The following is a 21,169-nucleotide window of genomic DNA, read 5'->3' as shown; positions in this document are numbered from 1 at the left end:
GCGTTTGGGAGAGTCAACAACAATGCCATCAAGAACGCCTCAAGCCACTAAACCACCTGCCATCTTCTTGATGGGTCCCACGGCTTCCGGAAAAACCGATCTTGCCATGGCGCTGTGTGAGCAATTGCCCTGCGAGATTATCAGTGTCGACTCGGCAATGATCTATCGCGGCATGGATATAGGCACGGCCAAGCCCACTGCCGCTGAGTTGGCGCGCGCGCCGCACCGGCTGATTGATATTTGCGATCCCGCCGAAACTTATTCCGCCGCTGATTTTCGTAGGGATGCGTTGCTTGAAATGGATCGGATTACCCGTGCTGGGCGTATTCCATTGCTCGTGGGTGGCACTATGATGTATTTCAAAGCCCTGTTGCATGGAATGTCCGGGTTGCCATCGGCCAGCCCGGAGCTTCGAACAGCGCTTGAGGCAGAAGCCAGTCAGCTTGGTTGGCCCGCTCTTCACGATGAACTGCAGGCCGCTGATCCAGTGGCGGCAAAATTGATTCACCCCAATAATCGCCAGCGCCTTCTGCGGGCTTTGGAAGTTATCCGGTTGACGGGTCGGCCCATTTCGGCGTTCTGGGAGGCAGAAACTAGCCAGCCGTCGAACCAAAGCGCGGGTCAACAGGGTATTGAGGATTACACCTACTATACTCAATGGCAGGCAGACGAAACTTCATCGCTTCCGTATACTGTTGTACAGCTTGCCATGGCGCCTCCGGAGAGGCGAGTGCTTCACGATAGGATACACCAGCGCTTTCTGAACATGCTGGAAGCGGGGTTTCTGGACGAAGTTCGGGCCCTGATGGCCAGGGGCGACTTACACCCTGACCTACCGTCCATGCGTTGTGTCGGTTATCGCCAAGCCTGGAACTATCTGGTGGGTGTAGATGATTATGATGCATTTGTAAGCAAGGGAGTTGCGGCCACTCGTCAGCTAGCCAAACGGCAGCTTACATGGCTCCGAAAGTGGACTGATTTACACTGGCTTGACAGCGAAGATAGTTTTATCGCTGATGCAGCCTTGAAAAAAGTCAGACTTCACACCACATTTAGCACTGAATAATGACGATCTGCATTTACTAAAAACAGGAGAACACACATGTCAAAAGGGCACTCGTTACAAGACCCTTACCTCAATGCCTTACGCAAGGAACGCATTCCGGTATCCATCTTTCTGGTTAACGGCATCAAACTGCAAGGGCAGGTAGAGTCTTTTGACCAATTTGTGATTTTGCTGAAAAATACTGTCAGCCAGATGGTCTACAAGCACGCAATCTCCACCGTTGTTCCTGCCCGGAATGTTCGCATTCCTCAGCAGAACCCTGCTGGAGAGGATGAGCCTGAAGACTGATTTGCCCGGGTTTCCGGTTTTGCCACCCGCGTTCCTGACGAGCCTCTGGGTTCTGATGGCCGCGGGTGTTTGTTTTTTATAACGTTAATGAACTGACTGTTGTGGAGTTGATGCCCATTGTTTGAACGCCCTGATGTTGGTGAACGAGCGATACTCGTCCACATCGATTTCTCGTCCCACGACGGCTCTGAAGATCCGGATGAATTCCGGGAGCTGGTGGCCTCTGCTGGAGTTGAAGCAGTTGGAACGGTAACCGGATCTCGCAAGCAGCCAAGCCCCAGACTGTTCGTGGGAGAGGGCAAGCTTGAAGAAATCCGTGATGCTGTAACGCTGCACGAAGCGGATGTTGTTCTTTTCAACCATTCCCTGAGCCCAAGTCAGGAACGAAATATTGAGCGCGAGCTCAAATGTCGTGTTCTGGACCGCACCGGCGTTATTTTGGATATATTTGCCCAGCGTGCTCGCACACACGAGGGTAAGTTGCAGGTAGAGCTGGCCCAGTTGGAGCATATGTCCACACGGTTGGTGCGAGGCTGGACTCACCTTGAGCGGCAGAAAGGTGGTATTGGCCTGCGCGGCCCCGGTGAAACTCAGCTCGAAACAGACCGCAGGCTTCTGCGCGAGCGCATCAAGTCTATTCATAAGCGGCTCGAAAAGGTGCGCAAACAGCGTAATCAGGGCCGCCGAGCACGTAAACGTGCCGATATCCCTACGGTATCTCTGGTTGGCTACACCAACGCGGGTAAGTCGACGCTGTTCAACCGAATTACAACGTCGTCCGTATACGCTGCAGACAAGTTGTTCGCGACGCTGGATCCGACCATCCGACGGCTGGAACTTCCAGACATCGGGCCGGTCGTAATGGCGGATACCGTAGGCTTTATCAGGCATTTGCCCCATAAGCTCGTTGAAGCGTTCCGGGCAACCTTGGAAGAAACCACTGAAGCAACCATTTTGCTGCACATTGTGGACAGCCACGACAGTCGGCGCGATGAAAACATCGAGCAGGTTGAAGAAGTTTTAGCAGAAATCGGTGCCGATGAGATACCGGTGCTGCAGGTGTTCAATAAAATAGACCTGCTAGACAATTTCACGCCACGGGTGGAGCGCAATGAAGACGGCGTGCCCGTGCGAGCTTGGGTCTCTGCAGTGACCGGCGAAGGTCTGGATGGCCTTTACGATGCCATCGTGGAGCGCTTGGCTGAAGACGTTGTCCATCACTTTGTTTTGCTTGGACCTGCTGACGGTAAGCTCCGGGCGCTCTTGCACGAAGCGGGCTCGGTGCTCAGCGAAGAATATCGGGAAACCGGAGACACGGTAGTTGAAGTTCGGTTGCAATACCGGGATTGGCTACAGTTACTGAGTCGTGCAGATATGAGTGAAGAAACGGTGCGCCTGAATAACGGGCAAGCCTGAAACCATAGCAACTATTGCCGGGGCGATGATAAATCCCTAGTATTTGCAGCCATTCGATACGTTAGGAACGGAGAGCACTATGGCCTGGAATGAACCGGGTGGAAACCGCAACGATAATGACCCCTGGGGAAATGGTGGTCGTCGCGGGAATGATCAGGGACCACCAGACCTTGATGAGGCACTGAAAAAGGGTCTCGATAAACTCAATAAAATGTTGGGTGGTAAAGGTAAAAAGTCGGGTGGAGACGGAGGTAGCAGTGGTGGCTCCGGTTCAGCGGGCAACTTTGGCGCCGTGTTGGCGTTAGCCGCTATTCTTGTTGTGGGCTATGTCGTCTTCCAGTCGTTTTACACAGTAAACGAGCAGGAGCGCGCCGTGGTGCTTAGGTTTGGAGAGTACTCCAAAACCGAAAACCCCGGCTTGAGGTTCAAGGTTCCCCTGATTGACGACGTAACCAAGGTGTTGGTGACCAGCGTTAGAACCGCTCAATCCAGTGGTCAGATGCTGACCCAGGATGAGAATCTCGTTACGGTTGATCTGCAGGTTCAGTACCGCGTTGGCGATGCACGCGATTACGTGCTGAACGTTCGGGATTCCAATCAGGCATTGGCGTTTGCAACAGACAGTGCGCTCCGTCACGAAGTGGGTAGTTCTTCCCTTGATGACGTGCTGACCGAAGGCCGTGCGGAATTGGCTGTCCGTGTTGAGCAGCGTTTGCAGGGCTTCCTTCAGGAATACGGAACGGGCCTTGAAATTGTTCGGGTTAACGTTGAGAGCACTCAGCCCCCCGCAGCCGTCCAGGATGCGTTCCGCGAGGTTCAGCGTGCCCGTGAGGACGAACAGCGCGTGAAAGAAGAAGCAGAAACCTACCGCAATAAAGTGGTTCCTGAAGCCCGTGGTCAAGCACAGCGCATGATTGAAGAGGCGAGTGCCTACAAGCAGGAAGTTATCGAGCGTGCCCGTGGTGAAACTGCCCGTTTCCTCGAGCTGCTAGCTGTCTACCAGATGGCACCTACGGTAACCCGTGAGCGCATGTACTTGCAGACACTGGAAACAGTGCTTTCAAACAGCAGCAAGATTCTTGTGGATACTGAAAGCAGCGGCAATATGATGTACCTGCCTTTGGATCGACTTACTCAAGGTGCCTCGTCACGGAGTGGCAGCCAAACTTCAGGTAGTGCGTCGCAAATGGATATTCAGACGGTAACGGATCAAGTGATTCAGGAGCTGCGAACCAGACAGGACACTAATACCCGGAGGAGCAGATAATCATGGGACCTAAAAGTGTAGTGGGTCTTGCAGGCGCTCTTATCGTTGTCCTGCTGGTACTTTCGAGTGTGTTTATTATTCCGGAAACCCATCGCGGCGTGATGCTTAGATTTGGTGAGCTGGTAGAGACCGACATCAAAGCGGGTATTCACTTCAAGGTGCCGGTTATTGATCAGGTTCGGGAGTTTGATATCCGCGTGCTGACCATGGATCTGCCCTCAAGGCAGTATCTGACGGTTGAAAAGAAGCCGCTTGATGTTACCTCCTACATCGCTTGGAAAATTCGCGATGTGGATCAGTTCTACCGGGCGACCGGCGGAGATGAGTTCCGTGCCCAGTCGCTGCTGTTATCTCGAGTAGACAACGGCCTGCGGGACGAGTTTGGTATCCGTACCATGCACGAAGTCGTTTCGGGTCAGCGCGATGAGCTTATGCACAACCTGCGCGACCGGGTTAACGAAACCTCCGTTAAGGAATTCGGTATCGACATAAAAGATATCCGGGTTAAGGCCATTGAGTTCCCGGGGCAGGTCAGTGATAACGTTTATCGCCGCATGGCGACAGAGCGTGAGAAGCTGGCTCAGGAATTCCGCTCGCGCGGTAAGGAACTTGCAGAAGGTATTCGTGCGGATGCTGACCGCCAGAAAACGGTTACCTTGGCAGAGGCGTTTGCATCTTCGGAAACTACGCGCGGTGAAGGCGACGGCGAAGCTGCGCGAATTTACGCGGATGCTTACGGTTCCAACCCAGAGTTCTACAGCTTCTATCGTAGTCTGCAGGCTTACCGGAATACCTTTTCCGGTAAAGATGACCTAATGGTTATTGACGCCCAAAGTGACTTCATGAGATTCCTGAAGGATTCTCAGGGCGGAAATTAAATACCGCCTTGCATAGCGAAAAACCGGAATGCTCAGGTATTCCGGTTTTTTTGTGCCTGCCAACAGTGTAAAATCCCTCAGGTTTTGGTTCGGGTTTTTCTGCCCCGGGCGTCACCCAAAAAACCGGCTTGCTCCGACTATGATAAATAGTAGGGGGCGCTGGATGGACAACGGAATCTCATGACAGTATCTGATCGCTGGTTACTGCCGGACGGGGTGGAGGATATCTTGCCGCCACTGGCCGGGCAGATAGAATCCCTGCGCCGGGATGTAATGGATACCTGCCAGCGTTGGGGCTACCAACTGGTAATTCCACCGCTTATTGAATACCTCGAATCGCTTTTCACCGGAACCGGACACGATCTGGAGTTGCAAACCTTCAAGCTGACCGATCAGCTGACAGGGCGCATGATGGGTGTTCGGGCAGACATGACACCACAAGCCGCACGCATCGATGCCCACACTCTGGGGCAGGAAGGGATCACCCGCTTGTGTTATGCCGGTCATGTACTGCATACCCGCCCCAAACACATGCTTGCCAGCCGCACGCCTATTCAGGCGGGCTGTGAGCTGTTTGGCAGCGCTTCTGAATCTGCAGACCTTGAAGTTATTAGCTTGATGCTTGAGGCACTTCGTGTCGCTGGCTTGCGCCGCGTGCATCTGGATCTGGCCCATGTGGCTATCTATGAAAGCCTGATTGGCGAGGCGGAATTTGATCGCAACACAAGTGCCGCAATCTTCGACGCCATGGCACGCAAGTCGGTTCCTGAACTTGATCGGCTTTTAGGTGACTGTCCGGATGGTTCTGCTGGCGCACGTTTGCGTGAACTCGCTCGTGTTAGCGGGGGTGCCGAAGCACTGGCTGAAGCACGTATAATTTTAAGTGGGGCCTCCGATACCCTGAGTGCGGCACTGGATCAATTGGGCCGTGTGGCGGAAATGCTCGAAAGGGATTTCCCGGAAGTCAGTTTCGGGTTCGATTTCTGCGAGTTGCGTGGCTACAACTACCATACGGGGCTGGTGTTTGCAGCCTATGTACCAGGTCATGGTGATGCCATCGGCAAGGGTGGCCGTTACGATGCCATTGGCAGCGATTTCGGGCGGGCACGTCCGGCCACTGGCTTCAGTCTTGATATACGCGCCCTGGTAACGCTGGGTGAGCGCGAGATCAAAAGCCGTAAGGCCGTGTGGGCACCCGCTCAAAGTGATACGGACTTGGAGCGGGCTATTGCAGAATTGCGGAAGACAGACATCGTCATTCGGGCATTGCCGGAAGATAACGGCGTAAATCCCTCTACTCGAGGGTGCGACCGAAAGCTGGTGAAACAGGGTGGTCAATGGGTAGTCCAGACTCTGGATTAGTGCTGGATTAACGCCAGTGGGCCGCATTGAACTCATAAAGGTACATGTGCCAAATTTGCAAGACGCACCCAAAGCAGTGTGCGCATCGAGAGAGAATCATGGGTAAAAACGTTGTTGTGCTAGGCACCCAATGGGGTGACGAAGGCAAGGGTAAGATCGTTGACCTGTTAACTGAAAAAGTTGCAGCGGTTGTTCGTTTTCAAGGCGGCCATAACGCGGGCCATACCCTTGTTATCGATGGCAAGAAAACGGCTCTGCATCTGATTCCCTCCGGTATTCTCCGGCAGAACGTTCAATGCCTCATTGGTAACGGTGTGGTGGTGTCGCCGGAAGCATTGCTGAAAGAGGTCCGTGGCCTTGAAGCATCGGGCGTAGACGTTCGTGCGCGACTTAGTATCAGCTTGGCATGCCCGATTATCCTGCGCACCCACGTGCGCATTGATCAGGCCCGGGAGCGTGCAAAGGGTAATGACAAAATTGGCACCACTGGGCGGGGTATAGGCCCTGCTTATGAAGATAAGGTGTCTCGTCGCGGTGTGCGCATTGGCGATTTGCACAATCCAGCTGGCTTCGAGGAGAAGCTGCGGGAACTGATGACTTATCATAACTTTGTGCTGACCGAGTACTTCAAGGAAGAAGCCGAGGACATAGACGCGGCTCTGGACGAACTGATGCAGATGGGCAAAGAAATCCTGCCCATGGCGGCAGACGTAACAGATTTGCTGCACGGCTATCGCAAGCGTGGCCAGGACATCATGTTCGAAGGCGCTCAAGGCTCCTTGCTGGATATCGATCTGGGTACCTATCCGTTCGTGACATCTTCCAACACTACTGCAGGTGGCACGGCTACAGGCTCGGGCTTTGGTCCGTTATATCTGGATTACGTGCTGGGCATTACCAAGGCTTATACCACCCGTGTAGGCGCGGGACCTTTCCCGACAGAACTTTTTGATGATATGGGCCAGCATCTAGCGGTCAAAGGTAATGAGGTTGGCACTACAACCGGTCGCTCCCGCCGTTGTGGCTGGTTTGATGCGGTCGCCGTACATCATGCCATAGAAATCAATAGTGTATCCGGTATTTGCTTGACCAAACTGGATGTTCTCGATGGTCTGGAAACCGTCAAAGTGTGCGTGGGTTATAAAACACCTAACGGCGAAATGACCCGCCCGCCGATTGGCTGTGACAGCTATACGGATATTGAGCCGGTTTACGTTGAACTGCCGGGTTGGAGCGAGAGCACGTTCGGGCTAACGAAGCTGGAGCAATTGCCAGAAAATGCCCGAGCCTACATCAAGTTTCTGGAAGAGCAGATTGAGGCGCCCATCGATATTATCTCCACCGGCCCGGATCGGGTCGAAACCATTACCCTGCGTCACCCGTTTGATGCTTAAAGGCTAAATGGTTTAGAAAAACCGCCCTGCCATCATTGGCACGGCGGTTTTTTGTTGTCAGGGCTTCTCGGCAACAATAGTGGCGCGCTTGGGCCCGGGATAGCCTTCGATGGTTTTGCCGGGATCTTCCGGATCGAGAAAGTCCTGAAGAGAGTTGAAACGCATCCAATCGGTGCTGCGTTGCTCCGCAGTAGTGGTTTCGCAGACATCCACAACTCGAGCGTTGCGAAAGCCCGTGCGGTCCAGCCAGCGCAATAGGGTGTCGCAACTCGGCAAAAACCATACGTTGCGCATTTGACCATAACGGTCTTCCGGCATCAGGCTGTAGCCTTCGGGTCCATCCACAACCAGAGTTTCCAGCACCAACTGACCGCCCCGGCGCAGTGTCCCTTTGAGTTCCAGAAGATGGTCGAGAGGCGACCGGCGATGGTAGAGGACCCCCATGGAAAAGGTTGTATCAAAGGTTTCAAGGCCTTCCGGTAAGTTCTCCATGCGTATAGGCAGAAGGTCGATGGGCGCTTCGCCTATATAGCGTTTCACGCTGAGAAACTGGAACATAAACAGTAGCCCGGGATCAATGCCGATCACCCGCTCTGCGCCCTCTCCCAGCATGCGCCAGCAGTGGTAGCCGGAGCCGCAGCCTACGTCCAAAATCCGCCTGCCAGAAAGATCTGCGAGGTAGGGTGATACCCTGTCCCATTTCCAGTCTGAGCGCCACTCAGTATCAATATGGATGCCAAAGAAATCGAAAGGGCCTTTGCGCCAAGGCATAAGCCCTCGGAGCCCAGTCTCAAGCGCTTGTTGCTGGCTGGGCTTCAACTTATTGGGTGAGCTAAGGGCCACTGCAGAAGCGTTGAGTTCAAAAGCCGTCTCGGGAAGCGCTGGAAGGCTATCGAGCGCAGATTGCCATCGGCCCAAATCGCCGTGCGGGTTGTCATCAAAACGCTGGGTCAATTGAGCTTTGATGGTTTCGACCCAGTCACTATGGCCTGAGTTTTCCAGCTCTGCCAGTAGCTGTTCAAAACAGCTGCGCCAGTCAAAATGCGCCATGGTCTGCCCGTTCTCCGGTTGTGATTAGTCGGCCTTGATGGCCAGCATGGATACGAAGTTAAAACACTGATACCACACCAGAACGCGGTCGAAGCCTGAGTCTTTCAAGCGCCGTTTGTGAGCGCCCAGTGTTTCCGGGATTAGAACCTGCTCTATGGCGCTGCGCTTCTGGCTTATCTCCAGATCTGAGTAGCCGTTTGCGCGTTTGAACTCATGGTGAAGGCGGGTCTGAGTATCCTGTTCATCCTCTGATTCAAAACGGATTTTTTCTGACAAAATCAGCACACCGCCGGGTCTGGTTGCCTCGGCGATTCTGCGCAGTAAATCGCTGCGTTCCTCTGGCGGGACAAACTGCAGGGTAAAGTTCAGGGTTGTCACTGATGCATCTGACAGCTCGGTTTGCTGAATATTTTCACAGCGAAGGGTCACGGGCAGAGGGTTGTCGTCTAGCGCAATATAGTGTTCGCAGCGCTCAATCATGGCGGTGGAGTTGTCAATGCCCACCAGCGTGCAATCGCTAAACGGGATGCCGTGGCGCATGGCCAATGTTGAAGCGCCAAGAGAGCAGCCTAAGTCGTAGCAGTTGGAACCGGGCTGAGCGTACTGCTCGGTGAGGACTTCTATCATTGGAATGATGGTGGTGTAGCCGGGTACCGAACGGCGGATCATGTCCGGGAATACACGGGCAACCGCCGCGTCAAAGCGGAAATCCTCCGGTTGGCGTTCGGTGGCAAACAAGCGATCTGTCAGAGGTTCGATCGTTCGGTCGGAGTTACTCATCGCGGACGTCCTGAGCTGGCTCCGAGGTTTGGTCTGGTTCAGGCAGGGCAGACGGGGCTGTCGGTGATGGTCGGTAACAGCGCACTCCACGGTTCTTGTAATCTACAAGTATGCCGCGGAAGGATGGGTCGATATCCGCCGCAATAGCCATGTAGCCATTTTCGCAGACCGCGTGCAGTTCGGAGGATTTTGGCGACATACGGAAGGTTTCACCCGGGGTGACATGAATCGCCTGAAAGTCTCCCACGGGTACATGGTCCTTGTTGTCGGAATGCTTGATGTTGCCGCTCAGCTCCAGCACCAATACGGTACCGACAATAGCGACCAGAGCGGTCACAAACAGGTTGCGGATGGTGTAACGGGCCTCGTTCTGGCTCATGCCTACCTCATTTTGCACGTGAATGAAAGGTCAGTATTGACCGGGAAGGGTTATTGAGGGCGCCTGAAGGGCTGCCAGTTGTTCCCTTAATGAAAGCACCTGATCGGACCAGAATCTAGGCTGGCCAAACCAAGGGAAAAAGCGCGGAAACGCCGGATCGTCCCAGCGTTTTGCAAGCCAGGCGCAGTGGCTGACCTGGCGGTAGCAACGCAGTGGTTCAATCAGGTGCCGCTCGCGACGGTTGAAATCCCGGAAGGTTTCATAGCCTTCCAGTAGCTCGCCGAGTTGTGCGCCGCGTTCGTGGTCATCACCGTTCAGTAGCAGCCACATATCCTGCATTGCGGGGCCGGAGCGGCAATCATCCAGATCCACAAACAGCATCTGCTCGTCCCTGCAGAGTATGTTACCGGCGTGGCAGTCTCCGTGCAGACGCAAGGTTTCAATCTCTCCGGCGTCTTCAATGCGAGCGCGACAATGGGTCAGCAGATCTGGAATCAGGCTGTCCCAGGCTGGTCGAAGATCCTTCGGAATCCAGTTACCTTCGAGTAAAAGGCTATTGCTTGCTTCAATACCATCCATGGGTGATAGGGCGACGCGATGGCGAAATGGCTTTAGGGCCCCGATGTTGTGCATCTGCCCTAGCCATTGCCCAAGCCTGTAGAGAGTGTCGGTAACGCTGGTATCCGGCGCTTGTCCTCCGCGCTGGTTAAATGCGGCAAACATGAAGTCGCCATGCTTGCCAAGAGTGTCTCCGGAAGGCATCACCAGAGGCGCCACAACCGGAATATCCGCGGCCAGCAGTTCCCGGGTAAACTCGTGCTCTTCCCGCACCTGATCTTCTGTCCAGCGGCCAGGCCGATAGAACTTGGCGATCACCGGGGCGCCCTCGTCCAGACCCACTTGATACACTCGGTTTTCATAGCTGTTCAGGGCAAACAGGCGACCACTTACCGCGAAGCCGGCATTTTCCATGGCATCCAGAATAGCGTCTGGTGTGAGGGCATCGTATGGATGGCTTGAAACGTTCATCATAGAGCGAGGCCAGACTGGTAAATGTTGGGCCCAAGTATACCTGCTTGGCAGTGTTCCCGTAATGCGAGTGCAGGATGTTTCCATGGGTTCCGGCTCGTTCGGGATTGGGTTAACGTAATAGTCAGGCAACAGATAGCAGGTTCAGTCGGTGACAAACGAACATCTGGAAGTGGATACCCTTGTAATCGGGGCGGGAGTCGTTGGCCTTGCGGTGGCTCGAACGCTTGCCCGGGCGGGCAGGGAGGTAATCGTATTAGAGGCTGGCGACCGTTTTGGCGAGGGCATCTCATCTCGTAACAGCGAGGTGATTCACGCTGGGATCTATTATCCGGAGAATTCTCTGAAAGCCAGCCTTTGCGTTGAAGGCCGCAGGCAGCTTTATGAGTACTGCAAAAACCATAAAGTCGGGTTTCGTAAATGTGGAAAATGGATTGTTGCCATTGATGAAGCCCAAAACCCTATGCTGGAGCGCATTCACGTTCAGGCTGCAGCCAATGGTGTCAATTTGGACTTGATGGATGGGGGCATTGTTGCCCGGCAGTTGCCACAACTGAATGTCAGTGCAGGCTTGTGGTCGTCTGAAACCGGCATAGTAGACACCCATGGCCTTATGCTTTCGCTTCTAGGCGAGCTGGAGGATGCGGGCGGCTCTCTGGTACTGCGATCGCCGGTTGAGAACATAGAGTCGGTGAGTGGCGCGCATGTTCTACGGGTGGCGGGTGCAATGCCATGCACGCTAAAAGTTCGAAACCTTGTGAATGCTGCGGGCTTAGGTGCGGTGCCGCTGACACGCAATTGGCTTGGGCTCCCCGACGCACAAAAGCCAACTCAATGGTTCGCTCGTGGCGTTTATTTCAGCTACAGCGGTCGCCACCCGTTCAACAATCTGATTTATCCGGTGCCCGAACCTGGCGGTCTGGGTATTCACCTCACTCTTGATCTTGCGGGTCAGGCGCGCTTCGGCCCTGATGTGGAGTGGATTGAGCGGGAGGATTACGGGGTTGACCCTGAACGGGCGCACTCATTTGTTAGGGGTATTCGGCAATGGTGGCCCGGCCTTGATCCGGAGCGCCTTCAGCCAGCTTATGCCGGTATTCGCCCCAAGCTAAAAGATGCGGAGGGCGGATTTTTTGATTTTAGGATAGACGGCCCAAATGAGCATGGTGTTTCGGGGCTGGTAAACCTGTTTGGTATTGAGTCGCCGGGGCTTACATCCTGCTTGGCAATTGCCGAGCTTGTGAAGGAAAAGTTGCGCTAGTGCCCCGTCTGGCAGCTACCCCGGTGTGCGAGCCAGTGCCCAGATTTGGATGTTCTTGGCGCCTGCGCTTCGCAAAGCAGAAGCTATGACCCGCACGGTTGCGCCGGTGGTAACGACATCGTCGACGATAGCAACCCGTTGCGGGACTTCTGAACGCACTTCAAACACATCGCGCAGGTTCGCCAGTCTGGCCTCTCGACTCAGTCCCCGCTGGGCTTTAACTTTTCGTACGCGACGAACAATCCCCGCGTCAACTGGGATATCCAGCACACTCCCTAATTTTTCAGCAATATCCCTAGCTTGGTTGAAACCACGCGCACGTCGGCGAGCGGGGTGCATGGGAGAGGGGATTAACAACAGCGGTTTTTCATGGTTTTGTTCTTGAAATACAAGCTCAAGGTGGCGCGCAAGGTCAGCAACCAATGGCCGAGCGAATTGTTGCTGTCGGCTGTATTTATACCGGCTGATCATGTTGTCGACTGGGTATTGGTAGCGCCAAGGTATGAACGTGCGATCGAAGGGAGGTGGTGATGCCAAGCAGTCGCCACAGAAGTGGATGTTCCCGGAGTACGCCATAGGTAAAGCACAGCAGCGGCAATGCCACCGGTTAACAGGAAGCTCGGCTCGGCAAGAGTGGCACAATCCGTTGATGGCATTGGTGGAAAGGCAGGCAACGCAGCGGCCTTTGACTTTTTCTCCGTTAACCCGTTTCGAATTTAAGGTTGACAGCCAGTTCAGTCCCTTTATCATTTGATTCATCCGTAAACCCAGAGACCGAAAAAAGGTTAACAGGACTTCTGTATGACTGCCACCGCATTACGCCACGATTGGACGCTTCAGGAAGCGCGGGCGCTTTTTGAGTTGCCTTTTAATGATCTGATGTTTCGGGCTCAGTCCGTGCATCGACAGTTTTTTGATCCGAATGAGGTGCAGGTTAGCACTCTGCTTTCTATTAAAACCGGCGCCTGCCCGGAGGATTGCAAATACTGCCCGCAGAGTGGTCATTACAACACGGGATTGGAAAAAGAAAAGCTGCTAGAACTTGAGAGGGTGGTTGCCGAAGCTCGCGCGGCACGGGAGAAGGGCGCTTCGCGCTTCTGTATGGGTGCCGCGTGGCGTAGCCCAACGGCGAAGGATATGCCGTATGTTCTGGATATGGTTCGTCAGGTGAAGTCTCTTGGTTTAGAAACCTGCATGACTTTGGGTATGTTGAAGCCAGAGCAGGCGGAAGAGCTCGCCGAGGCGGGGCTTGATTACTACAACCACAATCTTGATACCTCTGAAAAGTATTACAGCCATATTATTACCACGCGCACTTATCAGGATCGGCTCGATACGCTGGCAAATGTGCGTAACGCAGGCATGAAGGTTTGCTGTGGCGGCATTATGGGCATGGGTGAGGATCAAGACGATCGGGTTGGTATGTTGGTGCAGTTGGCGAATCTTCCTCAGCATCCTGAGAGTGTGCCGGTGAATATGCTGGTTAAGGTGAAGGGGACGCCCATGGAGGATGTGGAGGATCTGGATCCGTTTGAGTTTATTCGAGTTCTTGCGGTGGCTCGTATCATGATGCCTGCGTCGCATGTGCGTTTGTCGGCGGGTCGGGAGACGATGAATGAGCAGATGCAGGCGCTGTGTTTTCTGGCTGGTGCGAATTCGATTTTTTATGGCGAGAAGCTGCTGACGACTTCGAACCCGGAGGCGGATGCGGATATGGCGTTGTTCCGCCGGTTGGGTATTCGGCCGGAGAAGCGGGAGCAGTGTGCTTCTGAGGAGCAGGAGGAAGAGGCGATTGTTGGGGCTTTGGAGTATGAGGCTAATCGGCATTTGTTTTATGACGCTTCTCTGGAGTCCGCTTAGCATCATTGGATTGAAGCGCCGTGCGGGCGGTGTGCTCCGGGATACGCTACAAGCACCCCTTGCGGGGTCCGGCCAGCAATCACAGATTGCTGTCGTTCGGCTGCACATGAAGCTGCGCTTCATAAGCGTTTGCCTCACCCATGTGCGCTTGTTTCGGGCCGTCCTTGGCCCTCTACAATCCCGGAGCACACCGCCCGCACGGCACCTGTAGCTTTCGGAAGCCCTCGAACACACCTCAATATCAGTAAGCATGAATGCTTGTCATTTCACTGGATGCTCACTCGTGCGTGATTTCACAGCTGAACTGGAACAACGAAAACAGGCAGGTTTGTACCGAACACGCCGGCATATTTCCGGGCCTCAGCAGCCGGTCTTGACCGCTGATGGTAAGCGGTTGCTGTCGTTTTGCAGCAACGATTACCTTGGCCTGGCCAATCATCCATCCAATATTGAAGCTCTCAGGAACGCCCTCCCGGAAACAGGGCTGGGTGGTGCGGCTTCTCATCTTGTTTGTGGGCATCACGAGGCGCATCACTTGCTTGAGGAGCGTCTTGCAGCATTTACCGGGCGTAGTTCCGCCTTGTTTTTCTCTACCGGTTATATGGCCAATCTGGGGGTGATTTCTGCGCTGGCAGGGCGTGGGGATACGGTTTTTTCGGATCGGTTGAACCATGCTTCCATTATTGACGGCTGTATTCTGAGTCGGGCCAAGGTGCGGCGCTATGGCCATGGGGATGCAGGGTCGCTTGCGGCTATGCTGGCGGAGACTTCCGGCCATAAGGTGGTGGTAACCGACGGTGTGTTCAGTATGGATGGTGATGTGGCTCCTCTACGGCAATTGGCGGAGGTCTGTCGCGAGCATGATGCCTTGTTGGTGGTGGATGACGCTCATGGTTTTGGGGTGCTTGGGCCGCGTGGCCAGGGGAGTGTGGCGGAGTTTGGTTTGTCTGAGGAGGATGTGCCGGTTCTGATAGGCACTCTGGGTAAGGCTGCTGGAACCAGCGGGGCGTTTGTGGCGGGGCCTGCCGTGCTGATGGAGTATTTGGTGCAGAAGGCTCGTACTTATATCTACACAACGGCTATGCCTCCGGCGCTTGCGTTTGCTACTTGCGCCAGTATTGATTTGATAGAGGGTGGCGACGGGCTGCGGAGTCATTTGCAGAGCCTGATCGATCGTTTTCGGCGGGAAGCTACGACTTTAGGCTATTCGCTTACGCCCTCTCGTACGCCTATTCAGCCGATTATGGTTGGTGAGAACTGGGTGGCTCTGGCGCTAAGTCGGGCTCTTGAAGCGTGTGGGGTGTTGGTAACCGCGATTCGGCCCCCGACTGTGCCGGTGGGTGAGGCGCGGCTGCGGGTTACGTTCAGTTCGGCCCACTCCCATGACGATTTGAATTGTTTGTTGGATGCTTTGTCTGGCTGTCGGCATTTGCTGGATGAGCAAGGGATTGCGTCATGAACGCTCAGCGAGAGCCTATGCGTCGCCTTGTTGTGGTTGGCGGTTGGGGCGTTCGCGTTGAAATGCTCGAAGAGCTATACCGGTTCTGGCCGGGGCCTATTGAGTTGGTATCTTTGGGTGACGATCTTATCGGGCGTTGCGAGTCAGTTGGACAGGTGGCCGATGAGCTTCTGTCGCGATATGCGGAGCCTTCCGTCTGGATGGGCTGGTCGCTAGGTGCTCAGGTTGTTATGGAAGCTGCTAACCGGGGTGCGGGAGCGGTTTCCGCGGTTATTACCCTCGCAGGCTTTCCGAAGTTTATTGCAGATGAACGCTGGCTTAATGGCATGTCTGTAGAGGAATTTGGTGTGTTTAGCCGCGGTTTGAGCCGTGAGGCTGATCGGTATTGGGTGCACTTTTTGCTTCTAATGATAAACGGTTCGGCAAGCGTTTTGTCTGAGCGCCAGCGTCTCAAGAAATGGCTCGGCAAAGGATCCCCGGTCTCGAAGGTCAATCTGGTAAAAAGTCTGGGGTGGTTGGAGCAAACCGACCAACGGCTGCTGTGGTCACAAGTTGATATTCCTGTTCTTCACATTACCGGTGCTTGTGATCAGGTCGTGGCGACTTGGGCTGGTGCTCTGGAAACCCGGTCATCGTCGGTGGAGGTTAATGTGCCTGGTATGGCCCATTGGCCAGGCGGTGTATTTGCGGAAGACTGTTGCGTTGTTATCGAAAAGTTTCTTCAATCACTGGAAGGGGTGAACGCATGAGTGTCCTTAGTGCGGTTGTCTCTTGCCCTGCCAGTAAGGCCGATATATCACGCGAGTTCGGCAAGGCGCGGGTTACCTATGAAGGTGCGTCCCGTTTGCAGCGGCTTATGGGCAATACCATGCTGGAGAGGCTTGGGCGCCAAACTCCTCTTAAGGGCGGCCAAATTCTGGATCTTGGCTGCGGAACCGGTTGGTTTAGCCGCGAGTTGGCCAATCTCGAGGCATCTGAGTGTGTGACAGGCATGGATCTTTCGCTCGGCATGATAGAGCATGCAGAAGCGCATTCCCCCCCTGATATCGCATGGGTTGTTGCCGATGCTGAGGCAATTCCCCTCCCTGACCAGAGTTGCGATTTGGTATTCAGTAACCTGATGATCCAATGGTGCGCGACGCCGTCTCAGGTTCTGCGAGAATGCCGGAGGGTGCTCAGGCCTGGCGGCAAGTTGATGGTCTCAACGCTTCTTGACGGCACCTTGAGAGAGCTGGCCCAAGCATGGCAACGAGCAGATCCCGGGCAAAGGCACATAAACCGGTTTGAGTCAGAAGCAACACTCAGGCGCTCGGCTTCCCAAGAACTGCCGGACGCTGACATTGAAACAAGAACCCTGAGGCTGCCCTACGAATCGCCTCTCACTCTCGCATCGGAGCTGAAGCAACTGGGCGCAGGCTATAAAAGTGCCGACAGGCGCTCAACCGTAACTTCACCGGGCCGCTTTCGCGCCATGTGCCAGTATTATCCCGCGGGCCCGGAGGAAGGTGTTTTCGCAAGTTACGAGGCAGCATGGGTTTACTGGACATGCCCTGATGCCAACGACGATACACTGATTGATAAATAGAGTGGGTTAACCTGCTGGTATGGCTAAAAAAACGTTTTTTGTGACAGGTACAGATACGGGCGTTGGCAAGACCATGGTGTCTGCTGCAATTTTGGAAGCTGCTAAGTCCGCTGGCAAGCGCACTCTGGGTATGAAGCCCATCGCCTCCGGCTGCGAAAGCACGCCAGCGGGGTTGCGCAATGACGATGCGCTAATACTCAAACATGCCGCTACGGAATCCCTCACCTACGAGCTTGTAAACCCTGTTGCGCTAGAACCCGCGATTGCACCCCATGTCGCTGCCGCACAAGCAGGGCGGGTTGTGTCTGTGGATCGTCTGGTTGGTTTCTGTCGTGGCATGCAGATGCGACCTGCAGACCTTTTGCTGATTGAAGGTGCCGGCGGCTGGCGGGTGCCGTTGAATGATCGGGAAACTTACGCAGCCGTGCCCCGGGCTCTGGATGTGCCAGTGATAATGGTGGTTGCTCTCAAGCTTGGATGTATTAACCATGCATTACTAACCGCAGAAGCAATCCGCAATGATGGATTAACTTTGGCTGGCTGGGTGGCAAATCGAGCCGAAGCAGATGCAATGAGTTGTGAGCAGGAAACCCTGAACTACTTGATGGAGCAACTTCCGGCGCGCTGTTTAGGCGTTCTGCCTTGGATTGAAGGCGTTGGGCCAGAAACCCTGAGCAACCATCTCGACATCGATTTGTTGTTTGAAAATTGAACAATGATGTGGCCTAATGGGGCTAATTAATGGTCACGGGAAGCAGCAGTCATGATCAATAATACGCTTGCAATGGGTGTCCAAGGTATCCAAGACGGCATGTACGGCATGGAAAATGCCGCACGAAAAATTGCACGTGCGGGCATTGACGGCCCTCAGGGCAGTGCCGAGACAGGGAGCAGCCTGATTGAGCCGATCATCGACCTCAAGCTCTATGAACGCAGTGTTGAGGCGTCGGCACAAGTAGTGAAAGTCGCTGATGAAACGCTTGGTACGCTTCTAGATATCGTGGTCTGAGAGCTTTCATTTGTGAGCCCGCTTTCGCCACTCCCCCCTGCGTTGAATTACTCTGCCAGAGGCGCTTCTGGCAGTTTGTCAGATAGCCAGCAATCCAGCTCCCTATCGAATTCAGATTACAACCCTTCAACTCCTGCTGTTCCCGAGTCCCGTAATACGGGCAATGCAACGGGAGAGGCACCTTCCGAGTCAGGCCCTAAAGCGGTTCGTGCCGCAGATGAGAACGAAGGTGCGGGCTCAAGCCGAAGAGCGCTGGAAGCCGATGCTTCTGATAAAAAAGTGGGTGGTTTGGATCAGGCGGAGCTGAAAGAGCTTACCGAACTCAAAGCCCGTGACCGGGAAGTTCGAGCTCATGAGGCGGCGCATCAGGCCGCGGGTGGCCAGTATGCGGGAGCCATGTCGTTCTCCTACCAGCGTGGCCCCGATGGCGCGCAGTACGCAGTTGGTGGCGAAGTGTCGATTGATATTTCTCCTGTCAACGGCAACCCTCAGGCAACGATCGAAAAAATGCGAGTTGTGCGGTCAGCCGCCATGGCTCCAGCCGAACCCTCTGGTCAGGATCGTGCTGTTGCTGCTCAGGCAATGCAAATTATGTTGCAGGCTCAGTCGGAACTTGCATCGGAGGGTGAATCTTCAAGCCCTTCAAGCAAAGACTCCGCCAATGATACTAACGAGGCATCAGGGGTCTCTCCGGCAACTGACGATGCTCAGGAAAGTGTATCTGCGCAATCTCCCAGATCTGTTGAGCAGGCCAGAACGGCCTATCAAAGTGTTGCAGGCTTTGGGTCAGGGTTGGACTCACCGGGGGACGGCTTCCTTCCCATATCGGTCTGATTTCCTCTCTCTTTTAGTCTGCTACTACCTTGGCGTCTAACGTTCTCCTTCCTTTTCAAGAAAAACCAACTCAAACCCTTCACAGGCATAGGGCTGCAGTTACCTGTAAGTTTTGCCCAGGCCCTGATAAACCGTTTTGGTGACCAATTGCTACACAAATTATGCGTCCGGCTATTGACAATTCTGTGCCTCTAAACGTATGTTTCAAACAAGTGTTTAATTAATGCTGCAGCACACCTTGTTGCAGTGTCTGAGCAAACCCAAGGCCGCGAGCTGTTATTACTTTTCAGCCAAGACCGATAACCGAGGTGGTTTACATGCCTGAGTACAAAGCGCCCCTGCGTGATATCAAATTCGTAATGAACGAGCTGCTGGACAGCGAAGCCCACTACGCCAATCTGGAAGGCGCTGAAGACGCAACTCCGGATATGGTTGATGCCATTATCCAGGAAGGTGCAAAGTTTGCTGAGCAGGTACTGTCCCCGCTGAATGCGGTTGGTGACAAAGAAGGCTGCGTCTGGAGCGAAGACGGTGTAAAAACACCCACTGGTTTCAAGGATGCTTACGACAAGTATGTAGAGGGCGGCTGGCCTTCGTTGGCAGCTGACCCGAACTACGGTGGTCAGGGTCTGCCAGATTCACTCGGCATCGTAATGAGCGAGCTGAATGGCACGGCCAACTGGTCCTGGGGTATGTACCCTGGCCTGAGTCACGGCGCTATCAACACTGTGCAAGCACACGGTACCGAAGAGCAGAAGCAGACTTATCTCACCAAAATGATCAGTGGCGAGTGGACAGGCACCATGTGCCTGACGGAAGCACACTGTGGTTCAGACCTCGGCACCCTGCGTACCAAGGCCGAGCCTAACGCAGATGGCTCCTACAGCATTACCGGCACCAAGATTTTCATCTCTGCCGGTGAGCACGACATGACCGACAACATTGTTCATATCGTTCTGGCTCGCCTGCCGGGCGCTCCTGAGGGTACCAAGGGTATTTCCCTGTTCATCGTACCCAAGTGCCTGCCTGCCGAAGACGGCTCTGCGGGTGAGCGCAATGCCGTATCCTGCGGCTCTATCGAGCACAAGATGGGTATCCACGGTAACGCTACCTGTGTGATGAACTTCGACGGCGCCAAAGGCTGGCTGATCGGACCCGAGAACCGGGGCCTGAACTGCATGTTCACCTTCATGAACGTGGCTCGTATCGGTACTGCCATTCAAGGTCTGGGTGCTGCAGAGCTGGGCTTCCAAGGTTCATTGGCCTATGCCAAGGATCGTCTGGCCATGCGCTCACTGAGTGGCGCCAAGAATCCGGAAGGCTATGCCGACCCGATTATTGTGCACCCCGACGTTCGTCGCATGTTGCTGACACAAAAAGCGGTAGCCGAAGGCGCTCGTGCGTTGATTTATCTGACTGCGCAGAATGCAGATCTGGTTGAGCGTGCCAAGACCGAAGAAGAGCGTAAAGAAGCAGATGAATTGCTTGGCTTCCTGACGCCGATTGCTAAAGCCTTCCTGACCGAGATCGGTTACGAGGCAGCTAATCTGGGTATGCAGGTATTCGGTGGCCACGGCTTTATCTCCGAGTGGGGCATGGAGCAGAACGTGCGTGATGCGCGCATCGGCATGATCTACGAGGGCACCACCGGTATTCAGGCGCTGGATCTACTGGGTCGCAAGGTTCTGATGACTCAGGGCGAGTCTCTCAAGCGGTTCACCAAGCAGGTTCATAGCTTCTGCAAAGAGAACGCTGACAATGAGCAAATGAAGCCGTTTATCGAGCCTCTGGCTGCTATCAACAAGGAGTGGGGCGACCTGACCATGAAAGTGGGCATGACCGCCATGAAGAACCGCGAAGAAGTTGGTGCCGCATCTGTGGATTACCTGATGTACTCCGGTTATGCAGTATTCGCATACCTGTGGGCGCGTATGGCCAAGGTTGCACAGGACAAACTTGCTGACGGTTCCAGTGAAGAGCTGTTCTACAATGCTAAGTTGCAGACAGCGCGTTTCTACTTTACTCGCATGTTGCCGCGTACCAAGGCGCACGCTGCAACCATGCTGGCAGGGGCTGATACTCTGCTGGATATGCCGGAAGAAGCCTTCGCGCTCTGATAATTAGAGTGTGGAAGTTTAACTGGTAACAAAAGCCCGTGCTCCCTCAGGAGCCGGGCTTTTTTCATGAGTTGAGACCAACTTTGCGTTAGAATAACGTCCATAAAATATAACTAGCCCGGACACACGGCCCGA

General features: G+C 54.4%; 21 protein-coding genes and 1 pseudogene. 16 read left to right on the top strand and 6 right to left on the bottom strand.

Features of this window, described 5'->3' with window-relative positions:
• Window positions 1-22: 22 nt before the first annotated feature.
• The 7 genes from miaA to FE845_RS12630 all read left to right on the top strand — a co-directional run bounded on the left by miaA (window position 23) and on the right by FE845_RS12630 (window position 7,671).
• Window positions 23-1,066, top strand: a complete 1,044-nt coding sequence (miaA, locus tag FE845_RS12660) for a tRNA (adenosine(37)-N6)-dimethylallyltransferase MiaA (protein ID WP_200365161.1) — start codon at window positions 23-25, stop codon at window positions 1,064-1,066.
• 36 nt (window positions 1,067-1,102) lie between these two features.
• Window positions 1,103-1,354 (top strand): RNA chaperone Hfq, encoded by a 252-nt coding sequence (gene hfq, locus FE845_RS12655; RefSeq protein ID WP_071264098.1) that lies wholly within the window; start codon window positions 1,103-1,105, stop codon window positions 1,352-1,354.
• Window positions 1,355-1,471: 117 nt separating this feature from the next.
• A complete protein-coding gene (gene hflX / locus FE845_RS12650) occupies window positions 1,472-2,770 on the top strand; it encodes a ribosome rescue GTPase HflX (protein ID WP_200365159.1) in 1,299 nt (432 codons plus the stop codon).
• 79 nt (window positions 2,771-2,849) lie between these two features.
• Window positions 2,850-4,037, top strand: coding sequence for an FtsH protease activity modulator HflK (hflK, locus tag FE845_RS12645; protein ID WP_200365157.1), 1,188 nt, complete (start codon window positions 2,850-2,852; stop codon window positions 4,035-4,037).
• 2 nt (window positions 4,038-4,039) lie between these two features.
• Complete coding sequence (gene hflC / locus FE845_RS12640) at window positions 4,040-4,915, top strand: protease modulator HflC (protein WP_200365155.1); 876 nt, start codon at window positions 4,040-4,042, stop codon at window positions 4,913-4,915.
• Window positions 4,916-5,095: 180 nt separating this feature from the next.
• The gene (locus tag FE845_RS12635) at window positions 5,096-6,277 is read left to right on the top strand and encodes an ATP phosphoribosyltransferase regulatory subunit (RefSeq protein ID WP_200365153.1); all 1,182 of its coding nucleotides are present in this window, start codon (window positions 5,096-5,098) and stop codon (window positions 6,275-6,277) included.
• Between the two features lie 98 nt (window positions 6,278-6,375).
• Window positions 6,376-7,671, top strand: coding sequence for an adenylosuccinate synthase (locus FE845_RS12630; protein ID WP_200365151.1), 1,296 nt, complete (start codon window positions 6,376-6,378; stop codon window positions 7,669-7,671).
• A gap of 57 nt (window positions 7,672-7,728) precedes the next feature.
• Here the strand turns inward: FE845_RS12630 and cmoB are convergent, their stop codons facing one another.
• From cmoB to FE845_RS12610, 4 genes are read right to left on the bottom strand one after another with little or no spacing between them, the layout of a single operon-like run.
• Complete coding sequence (cmoB, locus tag FE845_RS12625) at window positions 7,729-8,721, bottom strand: tRNA 5-methoxyuridine(34)/uridine 5-oxyacetic acid(34) synthase CmoB (protein ID WP_200365149.1); 993 nt, start codon at window positions 8,719-8,721, stop codon at window positions 7,729-7,731.
• Between the two features lie 24 nt (window positions 8,722-8,745).
• Window positions 8,746-9,501, bottom strand: a complete 756-nt coding sequence (gene cmoA / locus FE845_RS12620) for a carboxy-S-adenosyl-L-methionine synthase CmoA (RefSeq protein WP_200365147.1) — start codon at window positions 9,499-9,501, stop codon at window positions 8,746-8,748.
• Window positions 9,494-9,880, bottom strand: coding sequence for a kinase (locus FE845_RS12615; protein WP_200365145.1), 387 nt, complete (start codon window positions 9,878-9,880; stop codon window positions 9,494-9,496). Before FE845_RS12615 ends, cmoA begins: the two co-directional genes overlap by 8 nt.
• Before the next feature lie 30 nt (window positions 9,881-9,910).
• Window positions 9,911-10,912 carry a serine/threonine protein kinase gene (locus FE845_RS12610; RefSeq protein WP_200365143.1) on the bottom strand — a complete coding sequence of 334 codons (1,002 nt, stop codon included), beginning with the start codon at window positions 10,910-10,912 and terminating at the stop codon, window positions 9,911-9,913.
• 148 nt (window positions 10,913-11,060) lie between these two features.
• Here FE845_RS12610 and FE845_RS12605 point away from each other — a divergent pair, with 148 nt between their 5' ends.
• Window positions 11,061-12,170: an NAD(P)/FAD-dependent oxidoreductase gene (locus FE845_RS12605; RefSeq protein WP_200365141.1), complete on the top strand. Its 1,110-nt coding sequence runs from the start codon at window positions 11,061-11,063 to the stop codon at window positions 12,168-12,170.
• 15 nt (window positions 12,171-12,185) lie between these two features.
• On the opposite strand, the gene FE845_RS12600 is transcribed toward FE845_RS12605, so the two are convergent.
• Complete coding sequence (locus FE845_RS12600) at window positions 12,186-12,707, bottom strand: ComF family protein (protein ID WP_227714311.1); 522 nt, start codon at window positions 12,705-12,707, stop codon at window positions 12,186-12,188.
• 9 nt (window positions 12,708-12,716) lie between these two features.
• Window positions 12,717-12,920: pseudogene (locus FE845_RS19010) on the bottom strand (ComF family protein); the annotation flags it as partial.
• 51 nt (window positions 12,921-12,971) lie between these two features.
• On the opposite strand from FE845_RS19010, the gene bioB reads away from it, so the two are divergent.
• From bioB to FE845_RS12560, 8 genes are all read left to right on the top strand, one after another.
• A complete protein-coding gene (gene bioB, locus FE845_RS12595) occupies window positions 12,972-14,030 on the top strand; it encodes a biotin synthase BioB (RefSeq protein ID WP_200365137.1) in 1,059 nt (352 codons plus the stop codon).
• 283 nt (window positions 14,031-14,313) lie between these two features.
• The gene (bioF, locus tag FE845_RS12590; protein WP_200365134.1) at window positions 14,314-15,489 is read left to right on the top strand and encodes an 8-amino-7-oxononanoate synthase; all 1,176 of its coding nucleotides are present in this window, start codon (window positions 14,314-14,316) and stop codon (window positions 15,487-15,489) included.
• A complete protein-coding gene (locus FE845_RS12585; protein WP_227714310.1) occupies window positions 15,486-16,238 on the top strand; it encodes a hypothetical protein in 753 nt (250 codons plus the stop codon). Before bioF ends, FE845_RS12585 begins: the two co-directional genes overlap by 4 nt.
• Window positions 16,235-17,074 (top strand): malonyl-ACP O-methyltransferase BioC, encoded by an 840-nt coding sequence (gene bioC, locus FE845_RS12580; protein ID WP_200365132.1) that lies wholly within the window; start codon window positions 16,235-16,237, stop codon window positions 17,072-17,074. Before FE845_RS12585 ends, bioC begins: the two co-directional genes overlap by 4 nt.
• A 19-nt stretch (window positions 17,075-17,093) precedes the next feature.
• Window positions 17,094-17,786, top strand: coding sequence for a dethiobiotin synthase (bioD, locus tag FE845_RS12575; protein WP_200365130.1), 693 nt, complete (start codon window positions 17,094-17,096; stop codon window positions 17,784-17,786).
• Between the two features lie 51 nt (window positions 17,787-17,837).
• Entirely contained in the window at window positions 17,838-18,083 is a 246-nt protein-coding gene (locus tag FE845_RS12570; RefSeq protein WP_200365128.1) for a flagellar biosynthesis protein FlgE, read from the top strand.
• 12 nt (window positions 18,084-18,095) lie between these two features.
• The gene (locus FE845_RS12565; protein ID WP_320159692.1) at window positions 18,096-18,917 is read left to right on the top strand and encodes a putative metalloprotease CJM1_0395 family protein; all 822 of its coding nucleotides are present in this window, start codon (window positions 18,096-18,098) and stop codon (window positions 18,915-18,917) included.
• Between the two features lie 317 nt (window positions 18,918-19,234).
• A complete protein-coding gene (locus FE845_RS12560; RefSeq protein ID WP_200365126.1) occupies window positions 19,235-21,034 on the top strand; it encodes an acyl-CoA dehydrogenase C-terminal domain-containing protein in 1,800 nt (599 codons plus the stop codon).
• Window positions 21,035-21,169 lie beyond the last annotated feature (135 nt).

This window comes from Marinobacter sp. 1-4A, from assembly GCF_016597725.1.
Classification (GTDB): Bacteria; Pseudomonadota; Gammaproteobacteria; order Pseudomonadales; family Oleiphilaceae; genus Marinobacter.
Note: the sequence above shows the minus strand (reverse complement) of the source record. Positions and strands in the feature narration are given on the sequence as shown.

Excerpts from the sequence above, each read along its gene's own strand:
- FE845_RS12560 (WP_200365126.1), top strand. The coding sequence starts at position 19,235 with ATGCCTGAGTACAAAGCGCCCCTGCGTGATATCAAATTCGTAATGAAC.
- FE845_RS12585 (WP_227714310.1), top strand. The coding sequence starts at position 15,486 with ATGAACGCTCAGCGAGAGCCTATGCGTCGCCTTGTTGTGGTTGGCGGT.
- miaA (WP_200365161.1), top strand. The coding sequence starts at position 23 with ATGCCATCAAGAACGCCTCAAGCCACTAAACCACCTGCCATCTTCTTG.
- FE845_RS12630 (WP_200365151.1), top strand. The coding sequence starts at position 6,376 with ATGGGTAAAAACGTTGTTGTGCTAGGCACCCAATGGGGTGACGAAGGC.
- hflK (WP_200365157.1), top strand. The coding sequence starts at position 2,850 with ATGGCCTGGAATGAACCGGGTGGAAACCGCAACGATAATGACCCCTGG.
- hfq (WP_071264098.1), top strand. The coding sequence starts at position 1,103 with ATGTCAAAAGGGCACTCGTTACAAGACCCTTACCTCAATGCCTTACGC.
- FE845_RS12570 (WP_200365128.1), top strand. The coding sequence starts at position 17,838 with ATGATCAATAATACGCTTGCAATGGGTGTCCAAGGTATCCAAGACGGC.
- cmoB (WP_200365149.1), bottom strand. The coding sequence starts at position 8,721 with ATGGCGCATTTTGACTGGCGCAGCTGTTTTGAACAGCTACTGGCAGAG.
- FE845_RS12610 (WP_200365143.1), bottom strand. The coding sequence starts at position 10,912 with ATGATGAACGTTTCAAGCCATCCATACGATGCCCTCACACCAGACGCT.
- bioC (WP_200365132.1), top strand. The coding sequence starts at position 16,235 with ATGAGTGTCCTTAGTGCGGTTGTCTCTTGCCCTGCCAGTAAGGCCGAT.
- hflC (WP_200365155.1), top strand. The coding sequence starts at position 4,040 with ATGGGACCTAAAAGTGTAGTGGGTCTTGCAGGCGCTCTTATCGTTGTC.
- FE845_RS12615 (WP_200365145.1), bottom strand. The coding sequence starts at position 9,880 with ATGAGCCAGAACGAGGCCCGTTACACCATCCGCAACCTGTTTGTGACC.
- FE845_RS12635 (WP_200365153.1), top strand. The coding sequence starts at position 5,096 with ATGACAGTATCTGATCGCTGGTTACTGCCGGACGGGGTGGAGGATATC.
- bioD (WP_200365130.1), top strand. The coding sequence starts at position 17,094 with ATGGCTAAAAAAACGTTTTTTGTGACAGGTACAGATACGGGCGTTGGC.
- cmoA (WP_200365147.1), bottom strand. The coding sequence starts at position 9,501 with ATGAGTAACTCCGACCGAACGATCGAACCTCTGACAGATCGCTTGTTT.
- bioB (WP_200365137.1), top strand. The coding sequence starts at position 12,972 with ATGACTGCCACCGCATTACGCCACGATTGGACGCTTCAGGAAGCGCGG.